The sequence below is a fragment of the Klebsiella sp. P1CD1 genome, from assembly GCF_003790505.1.
Lineage (GTDB): Bacteria > Pseudomonadota > Gammaproteobacteria > Enterobacterales > Enterobacteriaceae > Klebsiella > Klebsiella variicola.
Genome location: NZ_CP033631.1, coordinates 5107665 through 5134406 on the forward strand (window position 1 = coordinate 5107665; position 26742 = coordinate 5134406).

The window sequence follows — 26742 nt, forward strand, 5'->3', positions numbered from 1 at the left end:
GGCTTAACCCGCTAGGCCTTGCGCATCATCAGCCAGAGGCTTATCAGGAAGAAGCTGGCGCTCGGCAACAGCGCGCCGATGATCGGCGGGATGCCGTAGACCAGGGTCAGCGGGCCGAAAATCTGATCCAGTACGTAGAAGATAAAGCCGAAGCTAATCCCCGTCACCACCCGCACGCCCATCGGCACGCTACGCAGCGGACCAAAGATAAACGACAGCGCCATCAGCATCATCACCGCCACCGACAGCGGCTGGAAGATTTTGCTCCACATATTGAGCTGGTAGCGTCCCGGATCCTGGCCGCTGGACTTCAGGTATTTCACATAGTTGTGCAGACCGCTGATCGACAGCGCATCCGGATCCAGGGCAACCACGCCGAGCTTATCCGGCGTGAGGTTGGTTTTCCAGGTGCCGCTCACCATCTGCGACCCGGTCACCTGCTTTGGATCGGTCAGGTTGGATTCATCCACCTGCGACAGGCGCCACACTTTATTTTCACTATCGAACTTTGCCGAGGCGGCATAGCGCACCGACTCTAAACGACGCTCCGGATTGAAGGCATAGATGCTGACGCCCCCCAGCTCATCGTTGCCTTTCACGCGTTCGATATAGACAAAGTTGTGGCCATCTTTCGCCCACAACCCTTGCTGAGTCGACAGCAGCGAACCGCCGTACATCTGCTGGGCGCGGTAGTTGCGCGCCATTTGCTCGCCCTGGGGCGCCACCCACTCGCCGATCGCCATGGTCAGCAGCACCAGCGGGATCGCAGTTTTCATTACCGCCAGCGCCACCTGCAGCCGGGTGAAACCGGATGCCTGCATCACCACCAGCTCGCTGCGTTGGGCCAGCATCCCCAGCCCCAGCAACGCGCCAAGCAGCGCCGCCATCGGGAAGAAGATCTGGATGTCCTTCGGCACGCTGAGGATGGTGTAGAGGCCAGCGCCCAGTGCATCGTAACTACCCTGCCCGGACTTTTTCAGCTGATCGACAAACTTGATAATGCCGGAGAGCGACACCAGCATGAACAGGGTCATCATGATGGTGTTGAAAATCGTCTTACCGATATAACGGTCAAGTACGCCAAACGCCTGCATCAGGCCGCTCCTTTATTAAAACGGGCGCGGAAGCGGCGCATCGGCACCGTGTCCCACAGGTTTAACAGCACCGCCAGCGCAAAATAGAGCAGGTTAATCGCCCACATCCAGATAGCCGGGTCCATTTTGCCTTTGCCGCCGTTCGACTTAATCGACGTTTGCAGCAGGAAGAACACCAGGTAAAGCAGCATCGCCGGCAGCATCGACAGCACGCGCCCCTGACGCGGGTTCACCACGCTGAGCGGCACCACCATCAGCGCCATAATGAAGACGGTCGCCACCAGCGTGAAGCGCCAGTGCAGTTCGGCACGGGCGCGGTCGGTATGGGTCTGCCACAGAGTGCGCATATCCATCTGTTCGGTGTCGTCCGGATCGGAGGTCACTGCCTGGTGGCCGATAATGGCCTGATAGTTATTGAAGTCGGTAATGCGGAAATCGCGCAGCATCGCGGTGCCTTCAAAGCGGGTGCCCTTGTTGAGGGTCACCACCTGCGAGCCGTCTTTCTGCTGCGACAGCTCGCCGGAATCCGCCACCACCACCGAGGGGCGCGCATTGCCTTTCGGACGCAGCTGGGCAAGGAAGACGTCATGGAAGCGGTTGCCGTTGACGCTCTCGATAAACATCACCGCGTTACCATCGCTGGCCTGCTGGAACTGGCCCTGGGCCAGCGCCGCCATGCCGGGGTTGGCTTTGGCTTCGGCCAGCACTTCGTCCTGATGGCGCGACGACCACGGCCCCGCCCACATGACGTTGACCGCCGCCACCGCGCCGGTGAACAGCGCGAGGATCATCGCCGCCTTGATCAGCACGGCTTTGCTCAGACCGCAGGCGTGCATCACCGTAATTTCACTTTCGGTGTACAGCTTGCCCAGGGTCATTAGCAGGCCGAGGAACAAACTTAACGGCAGGATAAGCTGCGCCATCTCCGGGATGCCGAGCCCCAACAGCGAGAGCACCAGATTGGTTGGGATATCGCCATCCACCGCGGCGCCGAGGATCCTGACTAATTTCTGACAAAAGAAAATCAGTAACAGGATGAATAGGATCGCCAACTGGCTTTTCAGCGTCTCACGAACCAGATATCTTATGATTATCACTATAAATACGCCCGTAAAAACCCGTTTTATTGCAGGAAAATTGCTTGTTTCATGGCTTAAACGTCATTTATTCTCTTTGGTCGTTGAAAACATCGCTAAGATTAAATGACTCATCGGTTCTGCATGTCAGGATCTTTTCTGACGAACCCAGGCCTTAATAACGTTAAGATTAACACGAAGTCACCGCAACAGCGGACATGAGTTACGAAAGCTTGCAATTATATACTCAATGGATTTCGAGTTGTAAGAAGGCAGCAGGGCTGTGACCCCTGGCGCGCGCGTTAGGCCCGCATCAGGTAAGCAGGCGCAGCCGGCGCATCTGCAACTTGAAAGGCGACGAGTATAGCCGTAGCCACCACTGTTGTCTTTAAGATTCAGGAGCATAGTGCATGGAGTTCAGTGTAAAAAGCGGTAGCCCGGAGAAGCAACGGAGCGCCTGTATCGTGGTCGGCGTCTTTGAACCACGTCGCCTCTCCCCCATCGCCGAACAACTCGATAAAATCAGCGACGGCTACATCAGCGCCCTGCTGCGTCGCGGCGAGCTGGAAGGCAAACCTGGCCAGACGTTATTGCTGCACCATGTGCCAAACATTCTGTCTGAGCGCATTCTGCTGATTGGCTGCGGCAAAGAGCGCGAGCTGGATGAACGTCAGTATAAGCAGGTCATCCAGAAAACCATCAATACCCTGAATGATACCGGTTCAATGGAAGCCGTCTGCTTCCTGACCGAGCTGCACGTCAAGGGCCGCAACAACTACTGGAAAGTTCGCCAGGCCGTTGAAACCGCCAAAGAGACGCTGTACAGCTTCGATCAGTTGAAGACCAACAAAAGCGAGCCGCGTCGCCCGCTGCGTAAAATGGTCTTTAACGTGCCGACCCGTCGCGAGCTGACCAGCGGCGAACGCGCCATTCAGCATGGCCTGGCGATCGCCGCCGGCATCAAAGCGGCGAAAGATCTTGGCAACATGCCGCCGAACATCTGTAACGCCGCCTATCTGGCTTCCCAGGCGCGTCAACTGGCCGATACCTACAGCAAGAACGTCATTACCCGCGTGATCGGCGAACAGCAGATGCGCGAGCTGGGGATGAACTCCTATCTCGCCGTCGGCAACGGCTCGCAGAACGAGTCGCTGATGTCGGTCATCGAGTATAAAGGCAACCCGTCTGAGGACGCGCGCCCTATCGTGCTGGTCGGTAAAGGCCTGACCTTCGACTCTGGCGGCATCTCCATCAAGCCTGCCGAAGGCATGGACGAGATGAAGTACGACATGTGCGGCGCCGCGGCGGTGTACGGCGTGATGCGGATGGTTGCCGAGCTGCAGCTGCCGCTGAACGTCATCGGCGTGCTGGCGGGCTGTGAAAACATGCCTGGCGGTCGCGCCTATCGTCCGGGTGACGTCCTGACCACCATGTCCGGCCAGACGGTGGAAGTCCTGAACACCGACGCCGAAGGCCGCCTGGTGCTGTGCGACGTCCTGACCTACGTTGAGCGTTTCGAACCGGAAGCGGTTATCGACGTCGCGACACTGACCGGCGCCTGCGTGATTGCCCTCGGCCATCACATCACCGGCCTGATGTCGAACCATAACCCGCTGGCTCATGAGCTGATCGGCGCCTCCGAACTGGCGGGCGACCGCGCCTGGCGTCTGCCGCTGGCCGACGAGTTCCAGGATCAGCTGGAGTCCAACTTTGCCGATATGGCGAACATCGGCGGTCGTCCTGGCGGCGCAATTACCGCCGGCTGCTTCCTGTCGCGCTTTACCCGTAAGTACAACTGGGCGCACCTCGACATCGCCGGTACCGCCTGGCGTTCCGGTAAGGCCAAAGGCGCCACCGGTCGTCCGGTCGCCCTGCTGTCGCAGTTCCTGCTCAATCGTGCGGGTTTTAACGGCGAAGAGTGATTGCCGTCTGTTGCCCGGTGGCGCTACGCTTACCGGGCCTACGGAAAGATGCCGTTTGTAGGCCGGGTAAGCGTAGCGCCACCCGGCTTTGCATTTAAATCCACGACAAGAAGCCCCATATATGAAGAATGCAACGTTCTACCTTCTGGACAACGAAAACACCGTCGAAGGCCTGAGCGCCGTCGAGCAGCTGGTGTGTGACATTGCCGCAGAACGTTGGCGCAACGGCAAGCGCGTCCTGATCGCCTGTGAAGATGAGCAGCAGGCGATTCGCCTCGACGAGGCGCTGTGGTCGCGGCCGCCGGAGAGCTTTGTGCCGCATAATCTGGCGGGCGAAGGCCCGAGAGGCGGCGCGCCGGTGGAGATTGCCTGGCCGCAGAAACGCAACAGCAGCCCGCGGGACATTCTGATCAGTCTGCGGCTTAACTTTGCAGATTTTGCCACCGCTTTCACAGAAGTGATAGACTTTGTCCCTTACGAAGAAAATCTGAAACAACTGGCGCGCGAACGCTATAAAGCGTACCGCATGGCTGGTTTCAACCTGAACACGGCAACCTGGAAATAATGGAAAAGACATACAACCCACAAGATATCGAACAGCCGCTTTACGAGCACTGGGAAAAGCAGGGCTATTTCAAACCGAATGGTGATGAAAGCCAGGAGAGCTTCTGCATCATGATCCCGCCGCCGAACGTCACCGGCAGTTTGCATATGGGTCATGCCTTCCAGCAAACCATCATGGATACCATGATTCGCTACCAGCGCATGCAGGGCAAAAACACCCTGTGGCAGGCCGGTACCGACCACGCGGGTATCGCCACCCAGATGGTGGTTGAGCGAAAGATTGCCGCGGAAGAAGGGAAAACCCGTCACGACTACGGCCGCGATGCCTTCATCGACAAAATCTGGCAGTGGAAAGCGGAATCCGGCGGCACCATTACCCGCCAGATGCGCCGCCTCGGCAACTCCGTGGACTGGGAGCGCGAGCGCTTCACCATGGACGAGGGGCTTTCCAATGCCGTGAAAGAAGTCTTTGTTCGCCTGTACAAAGAAGATCTGATCTACCGCGGTAAACGCCTGGTTAACTGGGACCCGAAACTGCGCACCGCCATTTCCGACCTCGAAGTGGAAAACCGCGAATCGAAAGGTTCCATGTGGCACATCCGCTACCCGCTGGCCGATGGCGCGAAAACCGCTGACGGTAAAGATTACCTGGTGGTCGCCACCACCCGTCCGGAAACCCTGCTTGGCGATACCGGCGTGGCCGTTAACCCGGAAGATCCGCGTTACAAAGATTTGATTGGCAAATTCGTGGTGCTGCCGCTGGTTAACCGTCGCATCCCGATCGTGGGCGACGAACACGCCGACATGGAAAAAGGCACCGGCTGCGTGAAGATCACCCCGGCGCACGACTTTAACGACTACGAAGTGGGTCGTCGTCATCAGCTGCCGATGATCAACATCCTGACCTTTGACGGCGACATCCGCGAAAGCGCGGAAGTCTACGACACCAAAGGCAATGAATCCGACGTCTACTCCAGCGAGATCCCGGCGGAGTTCCAGAAACTGGAACGCTTCGCGGCGCGTAAAGCCGTCGTTGCGGCGGTTGACGCCCTCGGCCTGCTGGAAGAGATCAAACCGCACGATCTGACCGTCCCTTACGGCGATCGCGGCGGCGTGGTTATCGAACCGATGCTCACCGACCAGTGGTACGTGCGTGCGGACGTGCTGGCCAAGCCGGCGGTGGAAGCCGTTGAGAATGGCGACATTCAGTTCGTGCCGAAGCAGTACGAAAACATGTACTTCTCCTGGATGCGCGATATTCAGGACTGGTGTATCTCCCGTCAGCTGTGGTGGGGTCACCGCATCCCGGCATGGTATGACAACGACGGCAACGTCTACGTGGGCCGTAGCGAAGACGAAGTGCGTCAGGAAAACAACCTGAGCGCCGACGTTGCCCTGCGTCAGGATGAAGACGTTCTCGATACCTGGTTCTCCTCCGCGCTGTGGACCTTCTCCACCCTCGGCTGGCCGGAAAACACCGACGCCCTGCGTCAGTTCCACCCGACCAGCGTGATGGTGTCCGGCTTCGACATCATCTTCTTCTGGATCGCCCGCATGATCATGATGACCATGCACTTCATCAAAGATGAAAACGGCAAGCCGCAGGTACCGTTTAAGACCGTCTACATGACCGGTCTGATCCGCGATGACGAAGGCCAGAAGATGTCCAAATCCAAGGGTAACGTTATCGACCCGCTGGATATGGTTGACGGCATCACCCTGCCGGAGCTGCTGGAGAAACGTACCGGCAACATGATGCAGCCGCAGCTGGCGGAGAAAATCCGTAAGCGCACCGAGAAACAGTTCCCGAACGGCATTGAGCCGCACGGCACCGACGCCCTGCGTTTCACCCTGGCAGCGCTGGCCTCTACCGGCCGCGACATCAACTGGGATATGAAGCGTCTGGAAGGCTACCGTAACTTCTGTAACAAGCTGTGGAACGCCAGCCGCTTCGTACTGATGAATACCGAAGATCAGGATTGTGGCTTCAACGGCGGCGAAATGGTGCTCTCCCTGGCCGACCGCTGGATCCTCGCAGAATTCAACCACACCGTGAAAGCGTATCGCGAAGCGCTGGATAACTTCCGCTTCGATATCGCCGCCGGCATCCTGTACGAGTTCACCTGGAACCAGTTCTGCGACTGGTACCTGGAGCTGACCAAGCCGGTGATGAACGGTGGCAGCGAAGCGGAGCTGCGCGGGACGCGTCATACGCTGGTGACCGTGCTGGAAGGTCTGCTGCGCCTGGCGCATCCGATCATTCCGTTCATCACCGAGACCATCTGGCAGCGCGTGAAAGCGATCTGCGGTATCACCGCCGACACCATCATGCTGCAGCCGTTCCCGCAGTACGATGCTTCTCAGGTCGATGACGCGGCGCTGGCCGATACCGAATGGCTGAAACAGGCGATCGTCGCCGTGCGTAACATCCGTGCGGAAATGAACATCGCCCCGGGCAAACCGCTGGAACTGCTGCTGCGCGGCTGCAGCAAAGAGGCCGAGCGTCGTGTGAACGACAACCGCAGCTTCCTGCTGAACCTGGCGCGTCTGGAAAGCATTACCGTGCTGCCTGCCGATGATAAAGGTCCGGTCTCCGTGACCAAGATTATCGACGGTGCCGAGCTGCTGATCCCGATGGCGGGCCTCATCAATAAAGAAGATGAGCTGGCGCGTCTGGCGAAAGAAGTGGCCAAAATCGAAGGTGAAATTGGCCGCATCGAAAGCAAGCTGTCCAATGAAGGTTTTGTCGCCCGCGCGCCGGAAGCGGTGATCGCTAAAGAGCGCGAGAAGCTGGAAGGCTACGCGGAAGCGAAAGCGAAGCTGATTGAGCAGCAGGCGGTGATCGCCGCGCTGTGATCCTCCCGCCCCTTGCCACCCGGCAAGGGGCGTTTTTTTATGAAACATCCTCGCTTGCGCTTTCCCCTGTCGCGATGTTATTAACATCATCATTCGTCTTTTTTGGGTAATGAGTCATTGTATGAATACGAGCGTCCCCGCGGCGACGTTGCTGCGTCGCATTACGGCGGCAGACAATGCCGCCATCGCCAGGGTCATCCGCCAGGTCTCGGCTGAATATGGCCTGACCGCCGATAAAGGCTATACGGTCGCCGACCCGAATCTCGATGAACTGTATGAGCTGTACAGCCAGCCAGGCTCTGCCTATTGGGTGGTGGAGAAAGAGGGCGAAGTGGTTGGCGGCGGCGGCGTCGCGCCGCTCGCCTGCAGCGAGCCGGATATCTGCGAGTTACAGAAAATGTATTTTATGACCAGCGCGCGCGGTCAGGGGCTGGCGAAGAAGCTGGCGCTGCTGGCGCTGGACTACGCCCGCGAGCAGGGCTTTAAACGCTGCTATCTGGAAACTACCGCCTTCCTGACGGAGGCGATCGGCTTATATGAACATCTCGGCTTTGAGCACATTGACGGGCCGCTGGGTTGCACCGGCCACGTTGACTGTGAAGTGCGGATGCTGAAAACGCTGTAGCGCCTCGATATCGCAGGCGTCCCCGGTAGCGCTGCGCTTACCGGGGCTACAGTTCGGTAGCCCGGCTGAGGGTAGCGCAAGCCGGGGTATGTCCCGGATGGAACCCCTTGCACCTTACCCGTGCTCCCGGTGCCGTTTTTTTGTTGGGTGGCGGCTAACGCCTTACCCGACCTACGGCCCATACCATTGCGGGCTGAAGCTCTCAACGCTATCTCTCTCCCCATGGCTACTGAAACTGCCGGTGTTAGTGGCTACCGGGGCTACAGGGCCCGAATACCGAGGGTTACGCCGCTACCGGCACACCGCTGTGAAAGCGGAACTCGGCCTCCGGCCTGAGGATCAGCGCCGCTTCCGCCTCGCCGAGCTGGCGCACCCGCTCGCTAATATCGTCTCCGGCAATCTTCTGCGCCAGATCCAGATAGTCCTGATAGTGACGCGCTTCAGAGCGCAGCAGCGACAGATAAAACTTCTGCAGATCGTCGTCCAGCCACGGCGCCAGCGCCGCAAAGCGTTCGCAGGAGCGGGCCTCGATATAGGCCCCGCAGATCAACTTATCGATCAGCATCACCGGTTCGTGCGAACGCACCTCCCGCCGCATGCCGCGGGCATAGTTGCTGGCGGTGATTTTGACGTAGGGAATATCACGCGCCAGCATCATCTCCCGCACCTGCCAGAAGTGATGTAGTTCCTCTTTAATCAGCAAAATCATGCTGTCCAGCAACTGGCGGCCCCACGGGTCGTCGGTCTGCGGCATGGCGCTTTTGTTGATCCGCTTATGCAGGGCGACGAAATCCGGCTCCGGCCCCCAGCGGTAGGTGAAGTCTTCATACGGCTTCAGGCAGGCCAGCAGCTCGTCGGCGTCGGCTTTATCCGCGACGTAGCGACGCACCAGCAGCATGGCGTTCTGCGCCGCTTTCAGTTCGCACACCATATGGTCGGTCAGCAGCAGCGGCAGGTTTTCCGGCTTGCGGGCTTCATCAATCCACGCCTGCGGTGTCGGGCAGTGCAGGAAGTTGATAATCGGGGAGAGTATCTGCGGGTAATCCATGGAAGTTCCTTGCTATACGGCGGCAGGCGCCGCCGTATCCATCTGCAGCTTAGTGGCGAACACCATCGTCGTCTTCATCGACAAAATCTTCGTCATCGTCGCCGTCTTCTTCACCGTTCGGGTCCTCATAATAGGTACCCCAACCGTCATACTCGACGTCATATTTTTCTGCCAGCGTCATCAGCTGTTCCACCTGGGCATCGATCAGGTCTGCGTTCAGCGCGCATTCGCTGAGAATATCGCAGCAGATGACCATGTCACCCTCTTCCACTTCCAGCTCTTCGGGCTCGGTCACTTCATAGCCCAGCTTGAACGCTTCCACCGCCACTTTCTCCAGCGTTTCGAAATCGTCTGCAGAGAGGTGATGCTCAATCGTGTACAGTGCGTCCGGATCGCTGCCATCCTCCAGCAGCTCTTCGATAATCAGACGCGTCTCTTCACGCTGTTCTTCCAGGTGTTCCGGGTTTGCCATGGCTCGTTCCTCATAATGTGCGGCAGTTGTCCCTATTGTCACATACCGCCGTCATTGCCTCCACTTCTCAGTGAAAGATTTCGATCACAGACTTGCAAATGAATATTCATACATATAAATTGAATTTTAATTCAATTAGTGGCCTATGCCAGGTGAGGGAACCATGTCTGCGTTTTACCAGAAGCATTTTTTAAAGTTACTCGATTTTACGCCTGCAGAAATCACCGCCCTGCTCGAGCTGGCGGCAAAGCTCAAAGCCGATAAGAAAAACGGTATCGAAGTCCAGAAACTGGCAGGGAAAAACATCGCGCTCATCTTCGAAAAAGACTCAACCCGTACACGATGCTCTTTCGAAGTTGCCGCATACGATCAGGGCGCCCGCGTGACCTATCTGGGGCCAAGCGGCAGCCAGATTGGCCATAAAGAGTCGATCAAAGACACCGCCCGCGTGCTCGGGCGGATGTACGATGGCATTCAGTATCGCGGCCACGGCCAGGAGGTGGTGGAGACCCTGGCGCAATACGCCGGCGTGCCGGTGTGGAACGGCCTCACCAACGAGTTCCACCCCACCCAGCTGCTGGCGGACCTGCTGACCATGAAAGAGCACCTGCCGGGCAAAGCCTTTAACCAGATGACGCTGGTCTACGCCGGCGACGCGCGCAACAACATGGGCAATTCGATGCTGGAAGCCGCAGCGCTGACCGGTCTGGATCTGCGCCTGGTAGCGCCATCGGCCTGCTGGCCGGAGTCTCAGCTGGTGGAGACCTGTACCGCGCTGGCCAAACAGCAGGGCGGCAACATCACCCTGACGGAAGATATCGCCGCAGGAGTGAAAGGCGCCGATTTTATCTATACCGACGTCTGGGTCTCGATGGGCGAGGCGAAGGAAAAATGGGCCGAACGTATCGCCCTGCTCCGCGATTATCAGGTTAACAGCGCGATGCTGGCGCTGACCGGCAATCCGCAGGTCAAGTTCCTCCACTGCCTGCCGGCATTCCATGACGACCAGACCACGCTGGGCAAACAGATGGCCGCCGATTACGGCCTGCACGGCGGTATGGAAGTGACTGACGAGGTGTTTGAGTCGGCGGCGAGCGTGGTTTTCGATCAGGCGGAAAACCGGATGCATACCATCAAAGCGGTGATGGTGGCGACGCTGAGCAAGTAGTCCTTCGCGTGTGGCCACATCCCGGATAGCACGGCGCTTATCCGGGATGTGGCTCGCCATTTTACGCCATCAGCATCTTCACTACCGCTTTGCGCACCTTCGCCGGGGCGCCTACGGCGCACAGCGGTTTATGCACTTCGCCGGGATAAAACACCACAAAATCCCCTTCGTTGAGGATCACCGTTTTCTCCTGCTGGCCTTCGGCCAGAAAAGCGATGTCTTTTTCCGCCAGCCAGTCGATCTGCGGCTCTCCAGCCGGCAAGGTACTGAAGGTCATCCCTTCCTGACCGCGAAGTACAATCTGAATATCGAGATAGCGGGCATGGTATTCCGCGCGGCGCGCGGCCTGCGGCTCGGTGGTGTCTTCGGAAATCAGATAAAACAGGTTATTGCCGTCGATATCGTGTTTACCCAGCGGCGTCGCCTCGCTGACATGGGCGATGACGTGCTCAATGGCCTCGCGCAGCGCGGCAGGCAGCCATGGCTGCAGATGGTGGATATTGCCAATAATCATCACTTACCTCGAATATAAAACAGCATTTCATTTTATAACTTTATACCCCCATCGCCACTGCCATACCAGTACAGTTTCACCGTTCTTTGCGCTGGCGCACTTTTCTGCAGGCAAACGATTACCTGTTTGTGAATGAATCGCTTGATCGTCATAACGGTCTGCGTATAATGCCAGTCGTTTTGCCGGGAGGAAGCATGGCCAATTGCGTACGACATTCTGTCTTAGCGCGTCTGAACGCAGACGCTGGCCTGGCGTTTTTCTTTCCGTTGCTCATTGGATTCCCGAAGCCCCTTATTTAAGGGGCTTTTTTTTTGCCCAGGCGTCAGGAGATAAGCATGGCTAACCCGCTATATCAAAAACATATCATTTCCATAAACGATCTCAGCCGCGAAGACCTCGAACTGGTGCTGGCGACGGCGGCAAAGCTGAAAGCCAATCCGCAACCCGAGCTGCTGAAGCATAAGGTTATCGCCAGCTGTTTCTTTGAAGCCTCCACCCGTACCCGTCTCTCTTTTGAAACCTCGATGCACCGCCTGGGCGCCAGCGTGGTCGGCTTTTCTGACAGCGCCAATACCTCGCTGGGCAAAAAAGGGGAAACCCTGGCGGATACCATCTCCGTTATCAGCACCTATGTTGACGCCATCGTGATGCGTCATCCGCAGGAGGGCGCCGCGCGCCTGGCGACCGAATTCTCCGGCGGCGTGCCGGTACTGAACGCTGGCGACGGCGCTAACCAGCACCCGACCCAAACCCTGCTCGACCTGTTCACCATTCAGGAGACCCAGGGCCGCCTCGAAAACCTCAACGTGGCGATGGTCGGCGATCTGAAGTATGGCCGTACCGTCCACTCCCTGACCCAGGCGCTGGCCAAATTCAGCGGCAACCGCTTCTACTTTATCGCCCCGGACGCGCTGGCCATGCCGCAGTACATCCTCGATATGCTGGATGAAAAAGGTATCTCCTGGAGCCTGCATAGCGCCATCGACGACGTGATGGCGGAAGTGGATATTCTGTACATGACCCGCGTGCAGAAAGAGCGTCTGGATCCGTCGGAATACGCCAACGTGAAAGCGCAGTTCGTCCTGCGCGCCGCCGACCTCGAAGGGGCGCGCGCCAACATGAAGGTGCTGCACCCGCTGCCGCGCATTGACGAAATCACCACCGATGTCGATAAAACACCGCACGCCTGGTACTTCCAGCAGGCCGGTAACGGCATCTTCGCCCGCCAGGCGTTACTGGCACTGGTACTGAATAGCGAGCTGGCACTGTAAGGGGGAATGAGAGATGACACACGACAATAAACTGCAAGTAGAAGCCATTAAACGCGGCACCGTGATCGACCATATCCCGGCGCAGGTCGGCTTTAAGCTGCTCACCCTGTTCAAACTGACCGAAACCGACCAGCGCATCACCATCGGCCTGAACCTGCCCTCCGGCGAGATGGGCCGCAAGGATTTGATTAAAATCGAGAACACCTTCCTGACCGACGAGCAGGTTAACCAGCTGTCGCTGTACGCCCCGCAGGCGACGGTAAACCGCATTGATGATTACGAAGTGGTGGGCAAATCCCGCCCGAGCCTGCCGGATCGCATTGACAGCGTGCTGGTCTGCCCGAACAGCAACTGTATCAGCCACGCCGAACCGGTTTCTTCCAGTTTTGCAGTGAAAAAACGCGCCGATGACATCGCACTCAAATGCAAATACTGTGAAAAAGAGTTTTCTCATTATGTGGTGCTGGCCAACTAAATGCGGTTGGTATTGGTGGTAGGCCTCCCTATAATGGCTACCACCCTACGCTTCGTCCTTCAGGCGGCGTCTGCGCCGGCGGCACAGCGCTTACCCTCTGGCGGCAACCTGAATGATTTTGCGTAACATTACTCAGTTCATCTGGAGATAACATGAGCAAAACTATTGCGACGGAAAATGCACCAGCAGCGATTGGCCCATACGTTCAGGGCGTTGATCTGGGCAGCATGATCATCACCTCTGGCCAGATCCCGGTCGACCCGAAAACCGGCAGCGTCCCGGAAGACGTGTCCGCGCAGGCGCGTCAGTCGCTGAACAACGTGAAAGCGATCGTTGAAGCCGCTGGCCTCACCGTCGGCGACATCGTCAAGACCACCGTATTCGTCAAAGATCTCAACGATTTCGCTACCGTTAACGCCACCTACGAAGCGTTCTTCACCGAGCACAATGCCACCTTCCCGGCGCGCTCCTGTGTGGAAGTCGCTCGTCTGCCGAAAGACGTGAAGATCGAGATCGAAGCCATCGCCGTGCGTCGCTGATCGCTTTGGTTGGCAGAAAAAAGGCAGCCAGTGGCTGCCTTTTTTACGTGGCTCATCCGAAAATGCGCCCTTCACTGCCAGCCGTAGCGACGGCTGTAGAAACCTTTAACGGTCTGGGTCAGCACCATATAGCCCGCCAGGATCACCACCAGCCACGGGAAGTAGCTGAGCGGCAGCGCCTGCAGCTGCAGGTAGCCCGCCAGCGGCGAGAACGGCAGGGCAATGCCCACGGCCATCACCACCAGAGTCATGGCGAACAGCGGCCACGCGGCGCGGCTCTGGACGAACGGAATGCGCCGGGTGCGGATCATGTGCACAATCAGCGTCTGCGACAGCAGCCCTTCGATAAACCAGCCGGACTGGAACAGAGTCTGCATCTCCACGGTATTGGCGTGGAACACCCACCACATCAGGCCGAAGGTGAGGATATCGAAAATCGAGCTGATCGGTCCGAAGAAGACCATAAAGCGCCCGAGATCGGCCGGGTTCCAGCGCTGCGGTTTACGGATCTGCTCATCATCGAGGTTATCGAACGGGATCGCCACCTGGGAGACATCGTACAGCAGGTTCTGAATCAACAGGTGCAGCGGCAGCATCGGCAGAAACGGCAGGAAGGCGCTGGCCACCAGCACGCTAAAGACGTTACCGAAGTTGGAGCTGGCGGTCATTTTGATGTACTTGAGCATGTTGGCGAAGGTGCGGCGGCCTTCGATCACCCCCTCCTCCAGCACCATCAGGCTTTTTTCCAGCAGAATGATATCCGCCGCCTCGCGGGCGATATCCACCGCGCCATCAACCGAGATGCCAATATCCGCCGCGCGTAACGCCGGGGCGTCGTTGATGCCGTCGCCCATAAAGCCCACCACGTGACCTTCGCGTTTCAGCAGCGTCACGATACGCTCTTTATGCAGCGGCGCCAGACGTGCAAACAAAGTGGTGCGCTTCGCCAGCGCCGCCAGGTCATCGTCGCTCATGGCTTCAATCTGGCTGCCAATCACCACTTCGCCCGCATCCAGCCCCACTTCATGGCACACCTTGGCCGCCACCAGTTCGCTATCGCCGGTGAGGATTTTCACCGTGATGCCGCTGGCCTTCAGCGCCTTCAGCGCCGGGGCGGTGGTCTCTTTCGGCGGATCGAGGAAGGCGATGTAGCCTTCGAGGATCAGGTCGGATTCATCGGCGCGCTGGTAATCGCCCTCGCGCGCCGGCAGGTATTTGGTTGCTACCGCCACCACCCGCAGTCCCTGACGGTTCAGAGTATCGGTGACCCGACGGATGCGGCGCAGCATGGTGTCGTCCAGCGGTACGATTTCGCCGTTGTAGCGCACCTGGGTCGAGACGTTAAGGATCTCCTGCAGCGCCCCTTTACAGATCAGCTGATGCGCGTCGCCCTGCTCTTTTACCACCACCGACATGCGGCGGCGTTCGAAGTCGAACGGGATCTCATCCACCTTCTGCCAGCGCTCCGCGAGACCGCGAGCGGCCTCCAGTTCCACGCCTTCCAGCACCGCGGTATCGAGCAGGTTTTTCAGCCCGGTCTGGTAATGGCTGTTGAGCCAGGCGGTATGCAGCACTCTCTCGCTGGACTTACCGGAGACATCGGTGTGGTTCTCCAGCACGATCTTGTCCTGAGTCAGGGTGCCGGTTTTATCGGTGCAGAGAATATCCATCGCGCCAAAGTTCTGAATGGCGTCGAGGTGTTTGACGATCACTTTTTGTTTCGACAGCTTCACCGCCCCGCGCGCCAGCGTCGAGGTGACGATCATCGGCAGCATCTCCGGCGTCAGGCCGACCGCCACCGACAGTGCAAAGAGCGCCGCTTCCCACCAGTCGCCTTTGGTGTAGCCATTAATCAATAGCACCACCGGGGCCATCACCAGCATAAAGCGGATCAGCAGCATGCTGACCCGGCTGATGCCTTTCTGGAAGGCGTTCGGCTCGCTTTCCTGCTCGCTGACGCGCCCGGCCAGCTGGCCAAACCAGGTGTTGCCGCCGGTGGCGTAGACGATAGCCTGCGCCGAGCCGCTCACCACGTTGGTCCCCATAAAGCACAGGGTGTCGCATTCCAGCGGGTTCTGCTGCAGCGGGTCGCGGCTGCGCGCGACTTTCTCTACCGGCAGCGATTCGCCGGTCAGCGAGGCCTGAGCGACAAACAGATCGCGCGCCTGAATAATGCGCAGGTCCGCCGGGATCATATCTCCCGCCGACAGCTTGACGATATCTCCTGGCACCAGTTGGTCGATAGGCAGTTCAAGCCAGCGGCTCTCCCCCTGCTCGTTCACCACCCGCAGCACCGTGGCGGTATTGCTGACCATCGCCTTTAGCGCATCCGCCGCTTTGGTCGAGCGCGCTTCCTGGATGAAGTTAAGCAGCGTCGAGATGCCGACCATCAGCGCGATAACGCCCGCGGCGAACAGATCTTCGGTGGAATAGGAGACGATGCCGAGCACCGTCAGCAGCAGGTTGAACGGGTTGCGATAGCAGGTCCACAGATGCACCCACCACGGCGAGGGCTTCTGCGCCGGGATCTGATTGTCACCATGTTTGAGGATCTTTGCCGCCACTTCGCCTTCATTGAGCCCTTCAGGGTGGCTGTCAAAGGCACGCCAGATCTCCTGGTCATCCATCGCCGCAACGTCCAGGCAGCGCTTGCCGAGCGAGTCCGGGATCGGCACGCTGGTCAGGTTACGGGCATCAGGCAGCGGATCGCGCTGGACCAAACGGCGTGGCAGATGGCGGCTAAGCTGCGCGAACAGCTGCCGGGTATAATTTTTCAACATAAACAGTCCCTCCGCGCTCGCGCGAGCGAACGCAGCGTCGCCAACAGGCGTAGCAAAGCCTACCTGTCAGGCATGTAATTTTTATGGCAGGGACATCAAGGACATCACTGCTTTACGCTTTCCGGTAAAGCAGTGTTAAACAGGCTTACCGGAAAGAAAGGTTGCTCCATCGAGGATGAGGAGTGGGATCGGGGTCCATAAATTCTCCGGTAAGTGAATATAAACGGCGCGGATTATAGCGCGCTCGTTGAGACATGTGTGGCATTTATGGCGATGATAAGCCCGCGCAACTAAACCGAACGTAAACCAGACTTTGCTCATTGCGGTTTGGTTGAGTAGCATTAGGCTCACTTCTACCATCCCTGACGAGAATTCCGCATGCAGAACCGGCTGACCATCAAAGATATTGCGCGTTTAAGCGGCGTAGGAAAATCGACGGTATCCCGCGTCCTTAACAACGAGAGCGGGGTCAGCGAACGGACCCGCGAGCGCGTCGAAGCGGTGATGCAGCAGCACGGTTTCTCACCCTCCCGCTCCGCCCGCGCCATGCGCGGCCAGAGCGATAAAGTGGTGGCGATTATCGTCACCCGTCTGGATTCCCTGTCGGAAAACCTTGCCGTGCAGACCATGCTGCCCGCCTTTTATGAACAGGGTTACGATCCGATTATGATGGAGAGTCAGTTCTCCCCGGGACTGGTGGAAGAGCATCTCGGCATGCTCGCCCGGCGTAATATTGACGGCGTAGTGCTGTTCGGATTTACCGGCATTGATGAGGCGATGCTCGCCCCCTGGCGCGATACGCTGGTGCTGATGGCCCGCGACGCCCCCGGTTTCGCCTCGGTGTGCTATGACGACGAAGGCGCCATCACGCTGCTGATGCAGCGGCTCTACGATCGCGGACATCGCCACATCAGTTTTCTTGGCGTCCCGCACAGCGACGTCACCACCGGCGAGCGCCGCCATCTCGCCTACCTCGCTTTCTGTAAAAAGCATCGCCTGACGCCCACCGCCGCTCTGCCGGGCTTGGGCATGAAGCAGGGGTATGACACCGTCGCCAGCGTGCTGACGGCCGAAACCAGCGCCCTGGTCTGCGCGACGGATACCCTCGCCCTCGGCGCCAGCAAGTACCTCCAGCAGCAGGGCCGCGCTGCGCTGCAGCTCGCCAGCGTCGGTAGCACGCCGCTAATGAAGTTTCTCCACCCGGAAATCTTGACCGTCGATCCCGGCTATGCCGAGTCCGGACGCCGGGCCGCCCGGCAGTTGATCGAGCAGATCGCCGGCAGCGTCGAACCCCGCCAGATCGTGATTCCTGCCGCCCTGAATTAATCTCGTTCGGACGATTTATGTGATCGTCGCCGGGTTTCGGGAACGTTCCCATTTTGCAAATCAAGCGGAACGGTTAGGATGCCCTCAAGGTAAAAAACGGCATCTCTCCCCCTCTGTTTTTGAGGCTTCATCATGAGCAAAGTAAACCAGCAGGACATCGATAAACTGATCGAACTGGTGGGCGGACGCGGCAACATCGCCACCGTCAGCCACTGTATTACCCGTTTGCGCTTTGTGCTGAACGACCCGGCCATCGCCAAACCAAAAGAGATTGAACAGCTGCGCATGGTGAAGGGATGCTTCACTAACGCCGGTCAGTTCCAGGTGGTCATCGGCACCGAGGTGGGCGATTACTACAAGGCCCTGCTGGCCACCACCGGCCAGACCTCCGCCGATAAAGAGCAGGTCAAGCAGGCCGCGCGGCAAAATATGAAGTGGCATGAGCAGTTGATCTCGCACTTTGCCGAGATCTTCTTCCCGCTGCTGCCGGCGCTGATCAGCGGCGGTCTGATCCTCGGTTTCCGTAACGTCATCGGCGACTTACCCATGAGCAACGGCCAGACGCTGGCTCAGATGCACCCGTCGCTGAAAACCATCTATGACTTCCTGTGGCTGATTGGCGAGGCGATCTTCTTCTATCTGCCGGTGGGGATCTGCTGGTCAGCGGTGAAGAAAATGGGCGGCACGCCGATCCTCGGGATCGTCCTTGGCGTCACCCTGGTTTCCCCGCAGCTGATGAACGCCTATCTCCTCGGCCAGCAGGTGCCGGAGGTGTGGAACTTCGGCCTGTTTACCATTGCCAAAGTCGGCTACCAGGCGCAGGTGATCCCGGCCCTGCTGGCGGGCCTGACGCTCGGCTTTATCGAGACGCGCCTCAAGCGCATCGTGCCTGACTACCTCTACCTGGTCATTGTCCCGGTCTGCTCGCTGATCCTCGCGGTGTTCCTCGCGCACGCCATTATCGGTCCGTTCGGCCGCCTGATCGGCGACGGCGTGGCCTTCGCGGTACGCCATCTGTTAACCGGCAGCTTCGCGCCAATCGGCGCCGCGCTGTTCGGCTTCCTCTACGCGCCGCTGGTGATTACCGGTGTCCACCAGACCACCCTCGCTATCGATATGCAGATGATCCAGAGCATGGGCGGCACCCCGGTGTGGCCACTGATTGCGCTTTCCAACATTGCCCAGGCATCGGCGGTAGTCGGCATTATTATTGCCAGCCGTAAACAGAATGAACGCGAAATCTCGGTGCCGGCGGCAATCTCTGCTTACCTCGGGGTTACCGAACCGGCGATGTACGGTATCAACCTGAAGTACCGCTTCCCGATGCTGTGCGCGATGATCGGCTCCGGTCTTGCCGGCCTGCTGTGCGGCCTGAACGGCGTGCTGGCGAACGGCATCGGCGTCGGCGGCCTGCCGGGCATCCTCTCCATCCAGCCAACCTACTGGCAGGTGTACGCCATGGCGATGGCTATCGCGGTGGTGGTGCCGATTATCCTGACCACCGTGGTGTATCAGCGCAAGTACCGTCAGGGCACCTTGCAGATTGTCTAACTTCTTCTTTCGGGGCGCCTTTGGCGCCCCTCGTTGCAGCAGGAAAGCACTATGAATCATCTTCCCCACTGGTGGCAAAACGGCGTTATTTATCAAATCTATCCGAAGAGTTTTCAGGATACCACCGGCAGCGGTACCGGCGATCTGCGCGGCGTCACTTCCCGCCTCGACTATCTGCAGAAGCTTGGGGTCGACGCCATCTGGCTGACGCCGTTCTATGTCTCACCGCAGGTGGATAACGGCTACGATGTGGCGAACTACACCGCTATCGATCCCTCCTACGGCACGATGGCCGACTTTGACGCCCTGGTGGCGGAGGCGAAGGCCCGTGGTATCCGCATCGTGCTGGATATGGTACTGAACCATACCTCGACCGAGCATGAATGGTTCCGTCAGTCGCTGAATAAGGAGAGTCCCTACCGGCAGTTCTATATCTGGCGCGACGGCGAACCGGACGCGCTGCCGAACAACTGGCGCTCCAAATTTGGCGGCAACGCCTGGCAGTGGCACGCCGACAGCGGGCAGTATTATCTGCACCTGTTCGCCATTGAACAGGCGGATCTCAACTGGGAGAACCCGGCGGTACGCGCTGAGCTGAAAAAGGTCTGCGAATTCTGGGCCGACCGCGGCGTCGACGGTCTGCGCCTCGACGTCGTCAACCTGATCTCGAAAGACCAGACCTTCCCCTGCGATGCGGAGGGTGATGGCCGCCGCTTCTACACTGACGGCCCGCGGGTGCATGAATTCCTGCAGGAGATGAGCCGCGATGTCTTTACTCCCCGTAACCTGATGACCGTCGGCGAGATGTCCTCCACCTCGCTGGAGCACTGCCAGCAGTACGCCGCGCTGGACGGCCGCGAGCTGTCGATGACCTTTAACTTCCACCATTTAAAGGTCGATTATCCCGGCGGTGAAAAATGGACCCTCGCCCGCCCGGACTATGTGGCGCTGAAAGCGCTGTTCCGCCACTGGCAGCAGGGGATGCACAATCGGGCGTGGAACGCGCTGTTCTGGTGTAACCACGATCAGCCGCGCATCGTGTCGCGCTTTGGCGACGAAGGCGAGTACCGGGTGCCGGCGGCGAAGATGCTGGCGATGGTGCTGCACGGCATGCAGGGCACGCCCTATATCTACCAGGGCGAAGAGATCGGCATGACCAATCCGCACTTCAGCAGCATCAGCGATTACCGTGACGTCGAAAGCCACAATATGTTTATCGAGCGCGCAGCGCAGGGGCAAAGCCCGGACGAACTGCTGGCGATCCTCGCCAGCAAGTCGCGCGACAACAGCCGCACGCCGATGCCATGGCACGCCGGGGAGAACGGCGGCTTCAGCGACGGTGAGCCGTGGATCGGCCTTGGCGATAACTACCGGGAGATCAACGTTGAGGCGGCGCTGGCGGACCCCGATTCGGTGTTTTATGCCTATCAGCAGCTGATTATGCTGCGCAAAACCCTGCCACTGCTGACCTGGGGCGATTACCAGGATCTCCTGCCGGACCATCCATCGCTGTGGTGCTATCGCCGTCAGTGGCAGGGGCAAACGCTGGTGGTGGCCGCCAACCTGAGCCGCGACCTGCAGACCTGGCAGCCAGAGGAAGCCCAGGGCGACTGGAAGATGATCATCAGCAACTATGCCGAAACCACGCCCCGCCCGACCGGTCTGACGCTGCGGCCGTTCGAAGCCGTATGGTGGCTGCAGGCGTAAGGTACTTCTTGCCCGACAGAAACCGGAGCGTAATGCCTGGCATCGGAGGTGGATGCCAGGCATTTTTGCTTATTTTCCAGCCAGATAAATTTACATTTATCGCCAGCGCCCATCATCCGTACTCTCACCTTTTTACCTTGTTCTGGGTCAATAAAATCGCAAACATCTTTGATGCAAATCACTACATATAGAACTTAAAATGCGTCCCGGCCCTACATGTTGTATTAATCGTCTATTATGTCACCATATCTTGTCGATGTCTGGCGGTGATGAGATGTGGATAAAACGGGCCGGATCTGAAGGCAAACAGCACGAGCCGTAGCGTGCAGCGCCTTCGGGATAACCTCCGCCTCTGTGGATAACCTGTTCTATATATGGAGTGATCATGACACCGCATGTGATGAAACGTGATGGCTGTAAAGTGCCGTTCAAATCAGAGCGCATTCAGGAAGCAATTCTACGTGCAGCTAAAGCAGCGGGAGTCGATGACGCAGACTATTGCGCCACCGTCGCAGAAGTCGTTAGCCAACAAATGCAGGGCCGCGCCCAGGTCGACATCAACGAGATCCAGACTGCGGTAGAAAACCAGCTGATGTCCGGCCCCTATAAGCAGCTGGCGCGCGCCTACATTGAGTATCGCCATGACCGTGATAGCCAGCGCGAAAAGCGCGGCCGTCTCAATCAGGAGATCCGCGGCCTCGTCGAGCAGACCAACTCCGCGCTGCTCAACGAAAATGCCAACAAGGACAGTAAAGTCATCCCGACCCAGCGCGACCTGCTGGCCGGTATCGTCGCCAAGCACTATGCGCGGCAGCACCTGCTGCCCCACGATGTGGTGATGGGCCATGAGCGCGGCATGATCCACTATCACGACCTCGATTACTCGCCCTTCTTCCCGATGTTCAACTGCATGCTGATCGATCTGAAAGGGATGCTGACCCAGGGCTTTAAGATGGGCAACGCGGAGATCGAGCCGCCGAAGTCTATCTCTACCGCCACCGCGGTGACGGCGCAGATCATCGCCCAGGTCGCCAGCCATATTTATGGCGGCACTACCATCAACCGTATCGATGAAGTGCTGGCGCCGTTCGTCACCGAAAGCTTCAAAAAGCATCGTAAAATCGCCGAAGAGTGGCAGATCCCGGACGCCGAAGGCTATGCCCGCGCCCGTACCGAAAAAGAGTGCTACGACGCCTTCCAGTCGCTGGAGTATGAAGTCAACACGCTGCATACCGCCAACGGTCAGACGCCGTTTGTCACCTTTGGTTTTGGCCTCGGCACTAGCTGGGAGTCGCGCATGATCCAGCAGTCGATTCTGCGCAACCGCATCGCTGGCCTCGGTAAAAATCGCAAAACCGCGGTATTCCCGAAACTGGTCTTCGCCATTCGCGACGGTCTGAACCATAAGTTCGGCGATCCGAACTACGACATCAAGCAGCTGGCGCTGGAGTGCGCCAGCAAGCGCATGTACCCGGATATCCTCAACTACGATCAGGTGGTGAAAGTCACCGGGTCGTTTAAAACGCCGATGGGCTGCCGCAGCTTCCTCGGGGTGTGGGAAAACGAGAACGGTGAGCAGGTGCATGACGGGCGCAACAATCTCGGCGTGATTAGCCTCAACCTGCCGCGTATCGCCCTGGAAGCGAAAGGCGACGAAGCCGCCTTCTGGGCGCTGCTGGACGAGCGCCTGCAGCTGGCGCGCAAAGCGCTGATGACCCGTATTGCCCGTCTGGAAGGGGTGAAGGCCCGCGTGGCGCCGATCCTGTATATGGAAGGGGCCTGCGGCGTGCGGCTGAAAGCCGACGATGACGTCTCCGAGATTTTCAAAAACGGCCGCGCGTCCATTTCACTGGGTTACATCGGTATCCATGAGACCATCAATGCGCTGTACGGTAATCAGCATATGTACGACAGCGAGGCGCTGCGTGAGAAAGGTGTGGCCATCGTCCAGCGCCTGCGCGACGCCGTCGATGTGTGGAAGGAAGAAACCGGCTACGGCTTTAGTCTGTACAGCACGCCGAGCGAAAACCTGTGCGACCGCTTCTGCCGTCTCGACACCGCCGAGTTTGGCATAGTGGAGGGCGTGACCGATAAAGGTTACTACACCAACAGCTTCCACCTCGACGTCGAGAAGAAGGTCAACCCGTACGACAAGATCGATTTCGAAGCGCCGTACCCGCCGCTGGCCAACGGCGGCTTCATTTGCTACGGCGAGTACCCGAATATCCAGCACAACCTGAAGGCGCTGGAAGACGTGTGGGATTACAGCTATGAGCACGTGCCGTACTACGGGACTAATACGCCGATCGATGAATGCTACGAGTGTGGTTTTACCGGCGAGTTCGAGTGCACCAGCAAGGGCTTTACCTGCCCGAAATGTGGTAATCACGATGCCGCTCGCGTGTCGGTTACTCGTCGGGTATGCGGTTATCTCGGCAGTCCGGACGCGCGTCCGTTCAACGCCGGCAAGCAGGAAGAAGTGAAGCGCCGCGTTAAGCACCTGGCCAATGGGCAGATCGGTTAAAGACCAATGCGCTTTTCCCGGATAGCGGCGCGCAGCGCCTTATCCGGGCTACTGTTTTGCACCGTCCGGTAGCCCGGGTAAGGCGGAACGCCGCGACCCGGGAAATGGCCGCATTCCTCCGTTTTCGCAAAGCAATTAGCGTCAGAGCAAGGCGGCAAACGAGGGAATCCCCGGGAGCGTACATTCAGTACGTGACTGGGGTGAGCGAGCGCAGCCAACGCGGCTATGGCGTTAATTGAGAAGCGAAAAATGAATTACCATCAGTACTACCCGGTAGATATCGTCAACGGCCCCGGCACCCGCTGCACCCTGTTTGTCTCCGGCTGCGTCCACGAGTGCCCAGGCTGCTACAACAAGAGCACCTGGCGGGTGAACTCCGGTATGCCGTTTACCGCTGAGATGGCCGACCGCATCATTGCCGACCTCAACGATACCCGCATCAAGCGCCAGGGGATTTCACTCTCCGGCGGCGATCCGCTGCATCCGCAAAACATCGCGGAGATCCTCAAGCTGGTTCAGCGCGTGCGCGCCGAATGCCCCGGCAAAGATATCTGGGTCTGGACCGGCTATAAGCTGGATGAGCTGAATGAGGCGCAAATGCAGGTGGTGAACCTGATCAACGTGCTGGTCGACGGTAAGTTTGTGCAGGATTTAAAAGACCCGGCGCTGATCTGGCGCGGCAGCAGCAACCAGGTGGTACATCATTTGCGATAGCGTTTAGAGCCGTTTATTCGCCTGATGATAAACGGCCGCTTTCTCTCTTTTGCCAATGGCAATAACGTAAACCACCACCACACTATCTCGTACTTGATACACCAACCGATAACCTGACGCCTTAAGCTTGATTTTGTAGCAATCCGGTAAATCGCTCAGCCTGGCCGACTCAATTCGCGGATTCTGCACAATCTGCTGGAGCTTATTTTTGAACTGTTTTTTGACCGTCTCGCCAGGCATCTGCCATTCGCGCCAGGCTCGTGGATCAAACTCCAGTTCATAGGTCATCCAGACTCACCTTAACCCCCGGCCGTGGGTTTTCCAGCCGTTCGCGAACGGTGCGTAATAACGCCGCTTCGCCATCACTGATGGTCATACTTTTCACCGGCATGCGGCCATTTTCCGCAATGTATTGAAACAGCAGGCGTACCGCCTCCGTTGGTGTCATATCGAGTTTCTCCAGCACGGCATAAGCCTCTTTTTTGAGTTTATCGTCCAGTCGAACATTGAGCGTGGCCATTATGCCTCCAGAAAGGGGAATTTTGTAATGCAGTATAGCATTACATTTGAATTACATTCGAATCTGGAAAACGCCTCTCAAAACCGGCTGACGCACTCCATCGCCACCGTTTTAAACTCATTGAAGCTGCGGGTCGTGGCAAGGCGGCTCATGGCGCGCTCGCGCAGGAAAGTCACGAAAATATCGTAGATCGCCATCGCCTCTTCGTACTCGCGCTTACTGATGGCGAGCAGGAAAATGATATGGGCGGTTTCGTCGCCCCAGGCGATGCCCTGCGGGGCGATAACCGTATAAACCACCGTCTTTTTGGCCAACAGTCCCAGGGAGTGCGGCAGCGCAATGCCATCGCCGAGCATGGTGCTGACAATCGCCTCACGCTCCACCACCGAAGCATGAAACTCGGCGTCAACAAAGCCTTCCTCCAGCAGCTGCTGGCACAGCTCGGCGAACAGCGTTTGCTGATCCATCGGCTTATCGACCACCCGGAAGTGGGCGGCATCGAAGTACTTATTCAGCATCCACGGACGGGTACGGTCCACCAGCACCAGCTTGCCAATCTGATCCAGCTGATAGTCGGTGGGAAACGGCGCGATGGTCACCACCGGTTTGTCTTTTTCGCTGATGCGCACCGTGGAGATAACAAAATCCGCCTCGATCGCATCCCGCTGTTCATACTCGCGCTGGGAAATCGTGGCGGCGATCTCCAGCTGCGGATATTTGCGCTGCAGGATCGCTTCGATCATCCGTACCATCGCATTGCTGGTATCGCAGACCAGTAGCACCTGTGGTTGACGCTGGTAGCCAATGTTGTAGTGACGCTCCAGCCCGACGCCGATATGCAGCACCAGAAAGCCGATTTCGTTTTCGCTGATGGTGTACGGAGTATATTTCCCCCAGCTGGAGACCGCGGCCAGGGTCATATCCCAGGCCATCGGGTAGTGCTGTTTGATGTTATCCAGCAGCGGATTGGGGATCATGATCTGGTAGCGCACGCGGGTGATCATGGTCTTAATGTGGGTCAGCAGATCGGCGTGCAACTGGGCGTCGTCCAGCAGGTTGTAGTTATACTGGCTGTTGATGTAGCGCAGAATGTAATTGACCAGCGCTTCGTCATCGTCGGCGCTGATGGTTTCCGGGTCGACGTCCTGCACCTGACGGGCGGCGAGATGCACGCACAGCCACTCTTCTTCGGCGGGCGAGAAGGGCTTTCCGGCCAGCCGCTGTAGCTCTCCCGCCAAATCGCGCGCGGCGTCGCGGACGTTTTGCGCCACATCTTCGGCGCTGAAATCGGCCAGCGGATAGCCTTCGCTGACGCGGCGCACCACCACTGCGCCGTACAGGCAGATAAAGCGCTCACCGACATCAGTGAGGCGAATATGGTGCCGGGTGAGCGTCTCCTGCAGCATCGGCTCCAGCAGCGCAGGCACTTCCGCCTCCAGCGCCTCGGCACCGATCAACGGATTGATACCGCCCTGTTGGGCCAGCTCCCACAGCAGATCGGTCAGGCAGGCGCGAATCGACACCTCGCTACCAAACAGCTTCATGCCGTGGCGAGGGCGGGTTTCAAGGGTAAGCTGATAGCGCTGGAAGCGCTCACGCACCTCGACCATATCATTTTGCAGCGTCGCGCGGCTGACGAACCACTCATCCGCCAGATCTTCCAGCTTGATGGAGAACGCCGACGTCAGGAAGCGCACCAGCAGAAACGTGATGCGATCCTGGGCGGTTCGCGGCACGTGCTGCGTCTTCGGCGCCGTCTCCTCCAGCGCCTGAAAGCTCGCCGGGTTATCAATTTTCAGTTGATAACCGCTGCCGCGGTTGAGGATAAACTGCGCGCCATACTGCGCCAGCAGCGCATTCAGGGCGGTAATATCGGCGCGCACGGTACGGGTGGAAACCGACAGGCGTTGCGCCAGCTCATCCTGCGGCAGCGTTTCATTTCGCAGCAGGGTGAAGAGTTGCGCTAAGCGTTGGTTGGGAAATCGCATGTCAGTTC

Annotated in this window: 26 protein-coding genes; 16 read left to right on the plus strand and 10 right to left on the minus strand. The window is 58.4% G+C overall.

Going from position 1 to position 26742, the window contains the following annotated elements; translation table 11 throughout:
• Positions 1-11 precede the first annotated feature (11 nt).
• Positions 12-1094 (minus strand): LPS export ABC transporter permease LptG, encoded by a 1083-nt coding sequence (gene lptG / locus DTA24_RS25220; RefSeq protein ID WP_008807120.1) that lies wholly within the window; start codon positions 1092-1094, stop codon positions 12-14.
• The gene (lptF, locus tag DTA24_RS25225; RefSeq protein ID WP_012969078.1) at positions 1094-2191 is read right to left on the minus strand and encodes an LPS export ABC transporter permease LptF; all 1098 of its coding nucleotides are present in this window, start codon (positions 2189-2191) and stop codon (positions 1094-1096) included. The genes lptG and lptF overlap by 1 nt, the downstream gene beginning before the upstream one ends.
• 389 nt (positions 2192-2580) lie before the next feature.
• On the opposite strand from lptF, the gene pepA reads away from it, so the two are divergent.
• The 4 genes from pepA to DTA24_RS25250 all read left to right on the plus strand — a co-directional run bounded on the left by pepA (position 2581) and on the right by DTA24_RS25250 (position 8137).
• Positions 2581-4092 carry a leucyl aminopeptidase gene (gene pepA, locus DTA24_RS25235; RefSeq protein WP_008807121.1) on the plus strand — a complete coding sequence of 504 codons (1512 nt, stop codon included), beginning with the start codon at positions 2581-2583 and terminating at the stop codon, positions 4090-4092.
• Positions 4093-4213: 121 nt separating this feature from the next.
• Positions 4214-4657, plus strand: a complete 444-nt coding sequence (holC, locus tag DTA24_RS25240) for a DNA polymerase III subunit chi (RefSeq protein ID WP_008807122.1) — start codon at positions 4214-4216, stop codon at positions 4655-4657.
• Positions 4657-7512: a valine--tRNA ligase gene (locus DTA24_RS25245; RefSeq protein ID WP_032736732.1), complete on the plus strand. Its 2856-nt coding sequence runs from the start codon at positions 4657-4659 to the stop codon at positions 7510-7512. The genes holC and DTA24_RS25245 overlap by 1 nt, the downstream gene beginning before the upstream one ends.
• A gap of 121 nt (positions 7513-7633) precedes the next feature.
• Positions 7634-8137 carry a GNAT family N-acetyltransferase gene (locus DTA24_RS25250; RefSeq protein WP_008807124.1) on the plus strand — a complete coding sequence of 168 codons (504 nt, stop codon included), beginning with the start codon at positions 7634-7636 and terminating at the stop codon, positions 8135-8137.
• Positions 8138-8420: 283 nt separating this feature from the next.
• Here the strand turns inward: DTA24_RS25250 and miaE are convergent, their stop codons facing one another.
• Entirely contained in the window at positions 8421-9185 is a 765-nt protein-coding gene (miaE, locus tag DTA24_RS25255) for a tRNA isopentenyl-2-thiomethyl-A-37 hydroxylase MiaE (protein ID WP_008807125.1), read from the minus strand.
• A 49-nt stretch (positions 9186-9234) separates the two neighbouring features.
• A complete protein-coding gene (gene rraB, locus DTA24_RS25260) occupies positions 9235-9657 on the minus strand; it encodes a ribonuclease E inhibitor RraB (protein ID WP_008807126.1) in 423 nt (140 codons plus the stop codon).
• A 98-nt stretch (positions 9658-9755) separates the two neighbouring features.
• Here rraB and argL point away from each other — a divergent pair, with 98 nt between their 5' ends.
• A complete protein-coding gene (gene argL, locus DTA24_RS29125; protein WP_370736902.1) occupies positions 9756-9851 on the plus strand; it encodes a putative translational regulatory protein ArgL in 96 nt (31 codons plus the stop codon).
• The gene (gene argF / locus DTA24_RS25265) at positions 9821-10825 is read left to right on the plus strand and encodes an ornithine carbamoyltransferase (RefSeq protein WP_012543079.1); all 1005 of its coding nucleotides are present in this window, start codon (positions 9821-9823) and stop codon (positions 10823-10825) included. Before argL ends, argF begins: the two co-directional genes overlap by 31 nt.
• A 61-nt stretch (positions 10826-10886) precedes the next feature.
• Here argF and DTA24_RS25270 read toward each other — a convergent pair whose 3' ends face one another.
• The gene (locus DTA24_RS25270; protein WP_064324029.1) at positions 10887-11339 is read right to left on the minus strand and encodes a YhcH/YjgK/YiaL family protein; all 453 of its coding nucleotides are present in this window, start codon (positions 11337-11339) and stop codon (positions 10887-10889) included.
• Positions 11340-11533: 194 nt separating this feature from the next.
• On the opposite strand from DTA24_RS25270, the gene DTA24_RS25280 reads away from it, so the two are divergent.
• The 5 genes from DTA24_RS25280 (at position 11534) to ridA (ending at position 13624) form a co-directional block, all read left to right on the plus strand.
• Positions 11534-11638, plus strand: coding sequence for a pyrBI operon leader peptide (locus tag DTA24_RS25280; protein WP_012969080.1), 105 nt, complete (start codon positions 11534-11536; stop codon positions 11636-11638).
• Positions 11613-11672, plus strand: coding sequence for a pyrBI operon leader peptide (locus DTA24_RS28965; RefSeq protein ID WP_227650304.1), 60 nt, complete (start codon positions 11613-11615; stop codon positions 11670-11672). The genes DTA24_RS25280 and DTA24_RS28965 overlap by 26 nt, the downstream gene beginning before the upstream one ends.
• 2 nt (positions 11673-11674) lie before the next feature.
• The gene (pyrB, locus tag DTA24_RS25285) at positions 11675-12610 is read left to right on the plus strand and encodes an aspartate carbamoyltransferase (protein ID WP_064160880.1); all 936 of its coding nucleotides are present in this window, start codon (positions 11675-11677) and stop codon (positions 12608-12610) included.
• A 13-nt stretch (positions 12611-12623) separates the two neighbouring features.
• Positions 12624-13085, plus strand: coding sequence for an aspartate carbamoyltransferase regulatory subunit (gene pyrI, locus DTA24_RS25290; RefSeq protein ID WP_002886927.1), 462 nt, complete (start codon positions 12624-12626; stop codon positions 13083-13085).
• 152 nt (positions 13086-13237) lie between these two features.
• Complete coding sequence (gene ridA / locus DTA24_RS25295) at positions 13238-13624, plus strand: 2-iminobutanoate/2-iminopropanoate deaminase (protein ID WP_002886926.1); 387 nt, start codon at positions 13238-13240, stop codon at positions 13622-13624.
• 71 nt (positions 13625-13695) lie between these two features.
• Here ridA and mgtA read toward each other — a convergent pair whose 3' ends face one another.
• Positions 13696-16404, minus strand: a complete 2709-nt coding sequence (gene mgtA / locus DTA24_RS25300) for a magnesium-translocating P-type ATPase (RefSeq protein WP_123837120.1) — start codon at positions 16402-16404, stop codon at positions 13696-13698.
• 145 nt (positions 16405-16549) lie between these two features.
• Complete coding sequence (gene mgtL, locus DTA24_RS29130) at positions 16550-16669, minus strand: mgtA regulatory leader peptide MgtL (protein WP_353074613.1); 120 nt, start codon at positions 16667-16669, stop codon at positions 16550-16552.
• A 113-nt stretch (positions 16670-16782) separates the two neighbouring features.
• Here mgtL and treR point away from each other — a divergent pair, with 113 nt between their 5' ends.
• The 5 genes from treR (at position 16783) to nrdG (ending at position 24226) form a co-directional block, all read left to right on the plus strand.
• The gene (gene treR, locus DTA24_RS25310; protein WP_008807130.1) at positions 16783-17730 is read left to right on the plus strand and encodes a trehalose operon repressor TreR; all 948 of its coding nucleotides are present in this window, start codon (positions 16783-16785) and stop codon (positions 17728-17730) included.
• 132 nt (positions 17731-17862) lie between these two features.
• On the plus strand, positions 17863-19281 hold the full coding sequence (treB, locus tag DTA24_RS25315) for a PTS trehalose transporter subunit IIBC (protein WP_008807131.1): 1419 nt from the start codon (positions 17863-17865) through the stop codon (positions 19279-19281).
• Positions 19282-19332: 51 nt separating this feature from the next.
• Positions 19333-20988 carry an alpha,alpha-phosphotrehalase gene (treC, locus tag DTA24_RS25320; RefSeq protein WP_077139002.1) on the plus strand — a complete coding sequence of 552 codons (1656 nt, stop codon included), beginning with the start codon at positions 19333-19335 and terminating at the stop codon, positions 20986-20988.
• 385 nt (positions 20989-21373) lie between these two features.
• Entirely contained in the window at positions 21374-23512 is a 2139-nt protein-coding gene (gene nrdD, locus DTA24_RS25325; protein ID WP_077139001.1) for an anaerobic ribonucleoside-triphosphate reductase, read from the plus strand.
• Between the two features lie 249 nt (positions 23513-23761).
• The gene (gene nrdG / locus DTA24_RS25330) at positions 23762-24226 is read left to right on the plus strand and encodes an anaerobic ribonucleoside-triphosphate reductase-activating protein (RefSeq protein WP_022065402.1); all 465 of its coding nucleotides are present in this window, start codon (positions 23762-23764) and stop codon (positions 24224-24226) included.
• A gap of 3 nt (positions 24227-24229) precedes the next feature.
• On the opposite strand, the gene DTA24_RS25335 is transcribed toward nrdG, so the two are convergent.
• From DTA24_RS25335 to DTA24_RS25345, 3 genes are all read right to left on the minus strand, one after another.
• Positions 24230-24514, minus strand: a complete 285-nt coding sequence (locus tag DTA24_RS25335) for a type II toxin-antitoxin system RelE family toxin (protein ID WP_022065401.1) — start codon at positions 24512-24514, stop codon at positions 24230-24232.
• Positions 24504-24746 carry a type II toxin-antitoxin system RelB/DinJ family antitoxin gene (locus tag DTA24_RS25340; RefSeq protein WP_002886901.1) on the minus strand — a complete coding sequence of 81 codons (243 nt, stop codon included), beginning with the start codon at positions 24744-24746 and terminating at the stop codon, positions 24504-24506. The genes DTA24_RS25335 and DTA24_RS25340 overlap by 11 nt, the downstream gene beginning before the upstream one ends.
• 77 nt (positions 24747-24823) lie before the next feature.
• Positions 24824-26734 (minus strand): BglG family transcription antiterminator, encoded by a 1911-nt coding sequence (locus DTA24_RS25345; protein ID WP_032731805.1) that lies wholly within the window; start codon positions 26732-26734, stop codon positions 24824-24826.
• Positions 26735-26742 lie beyond the last annotated feature (8 nt).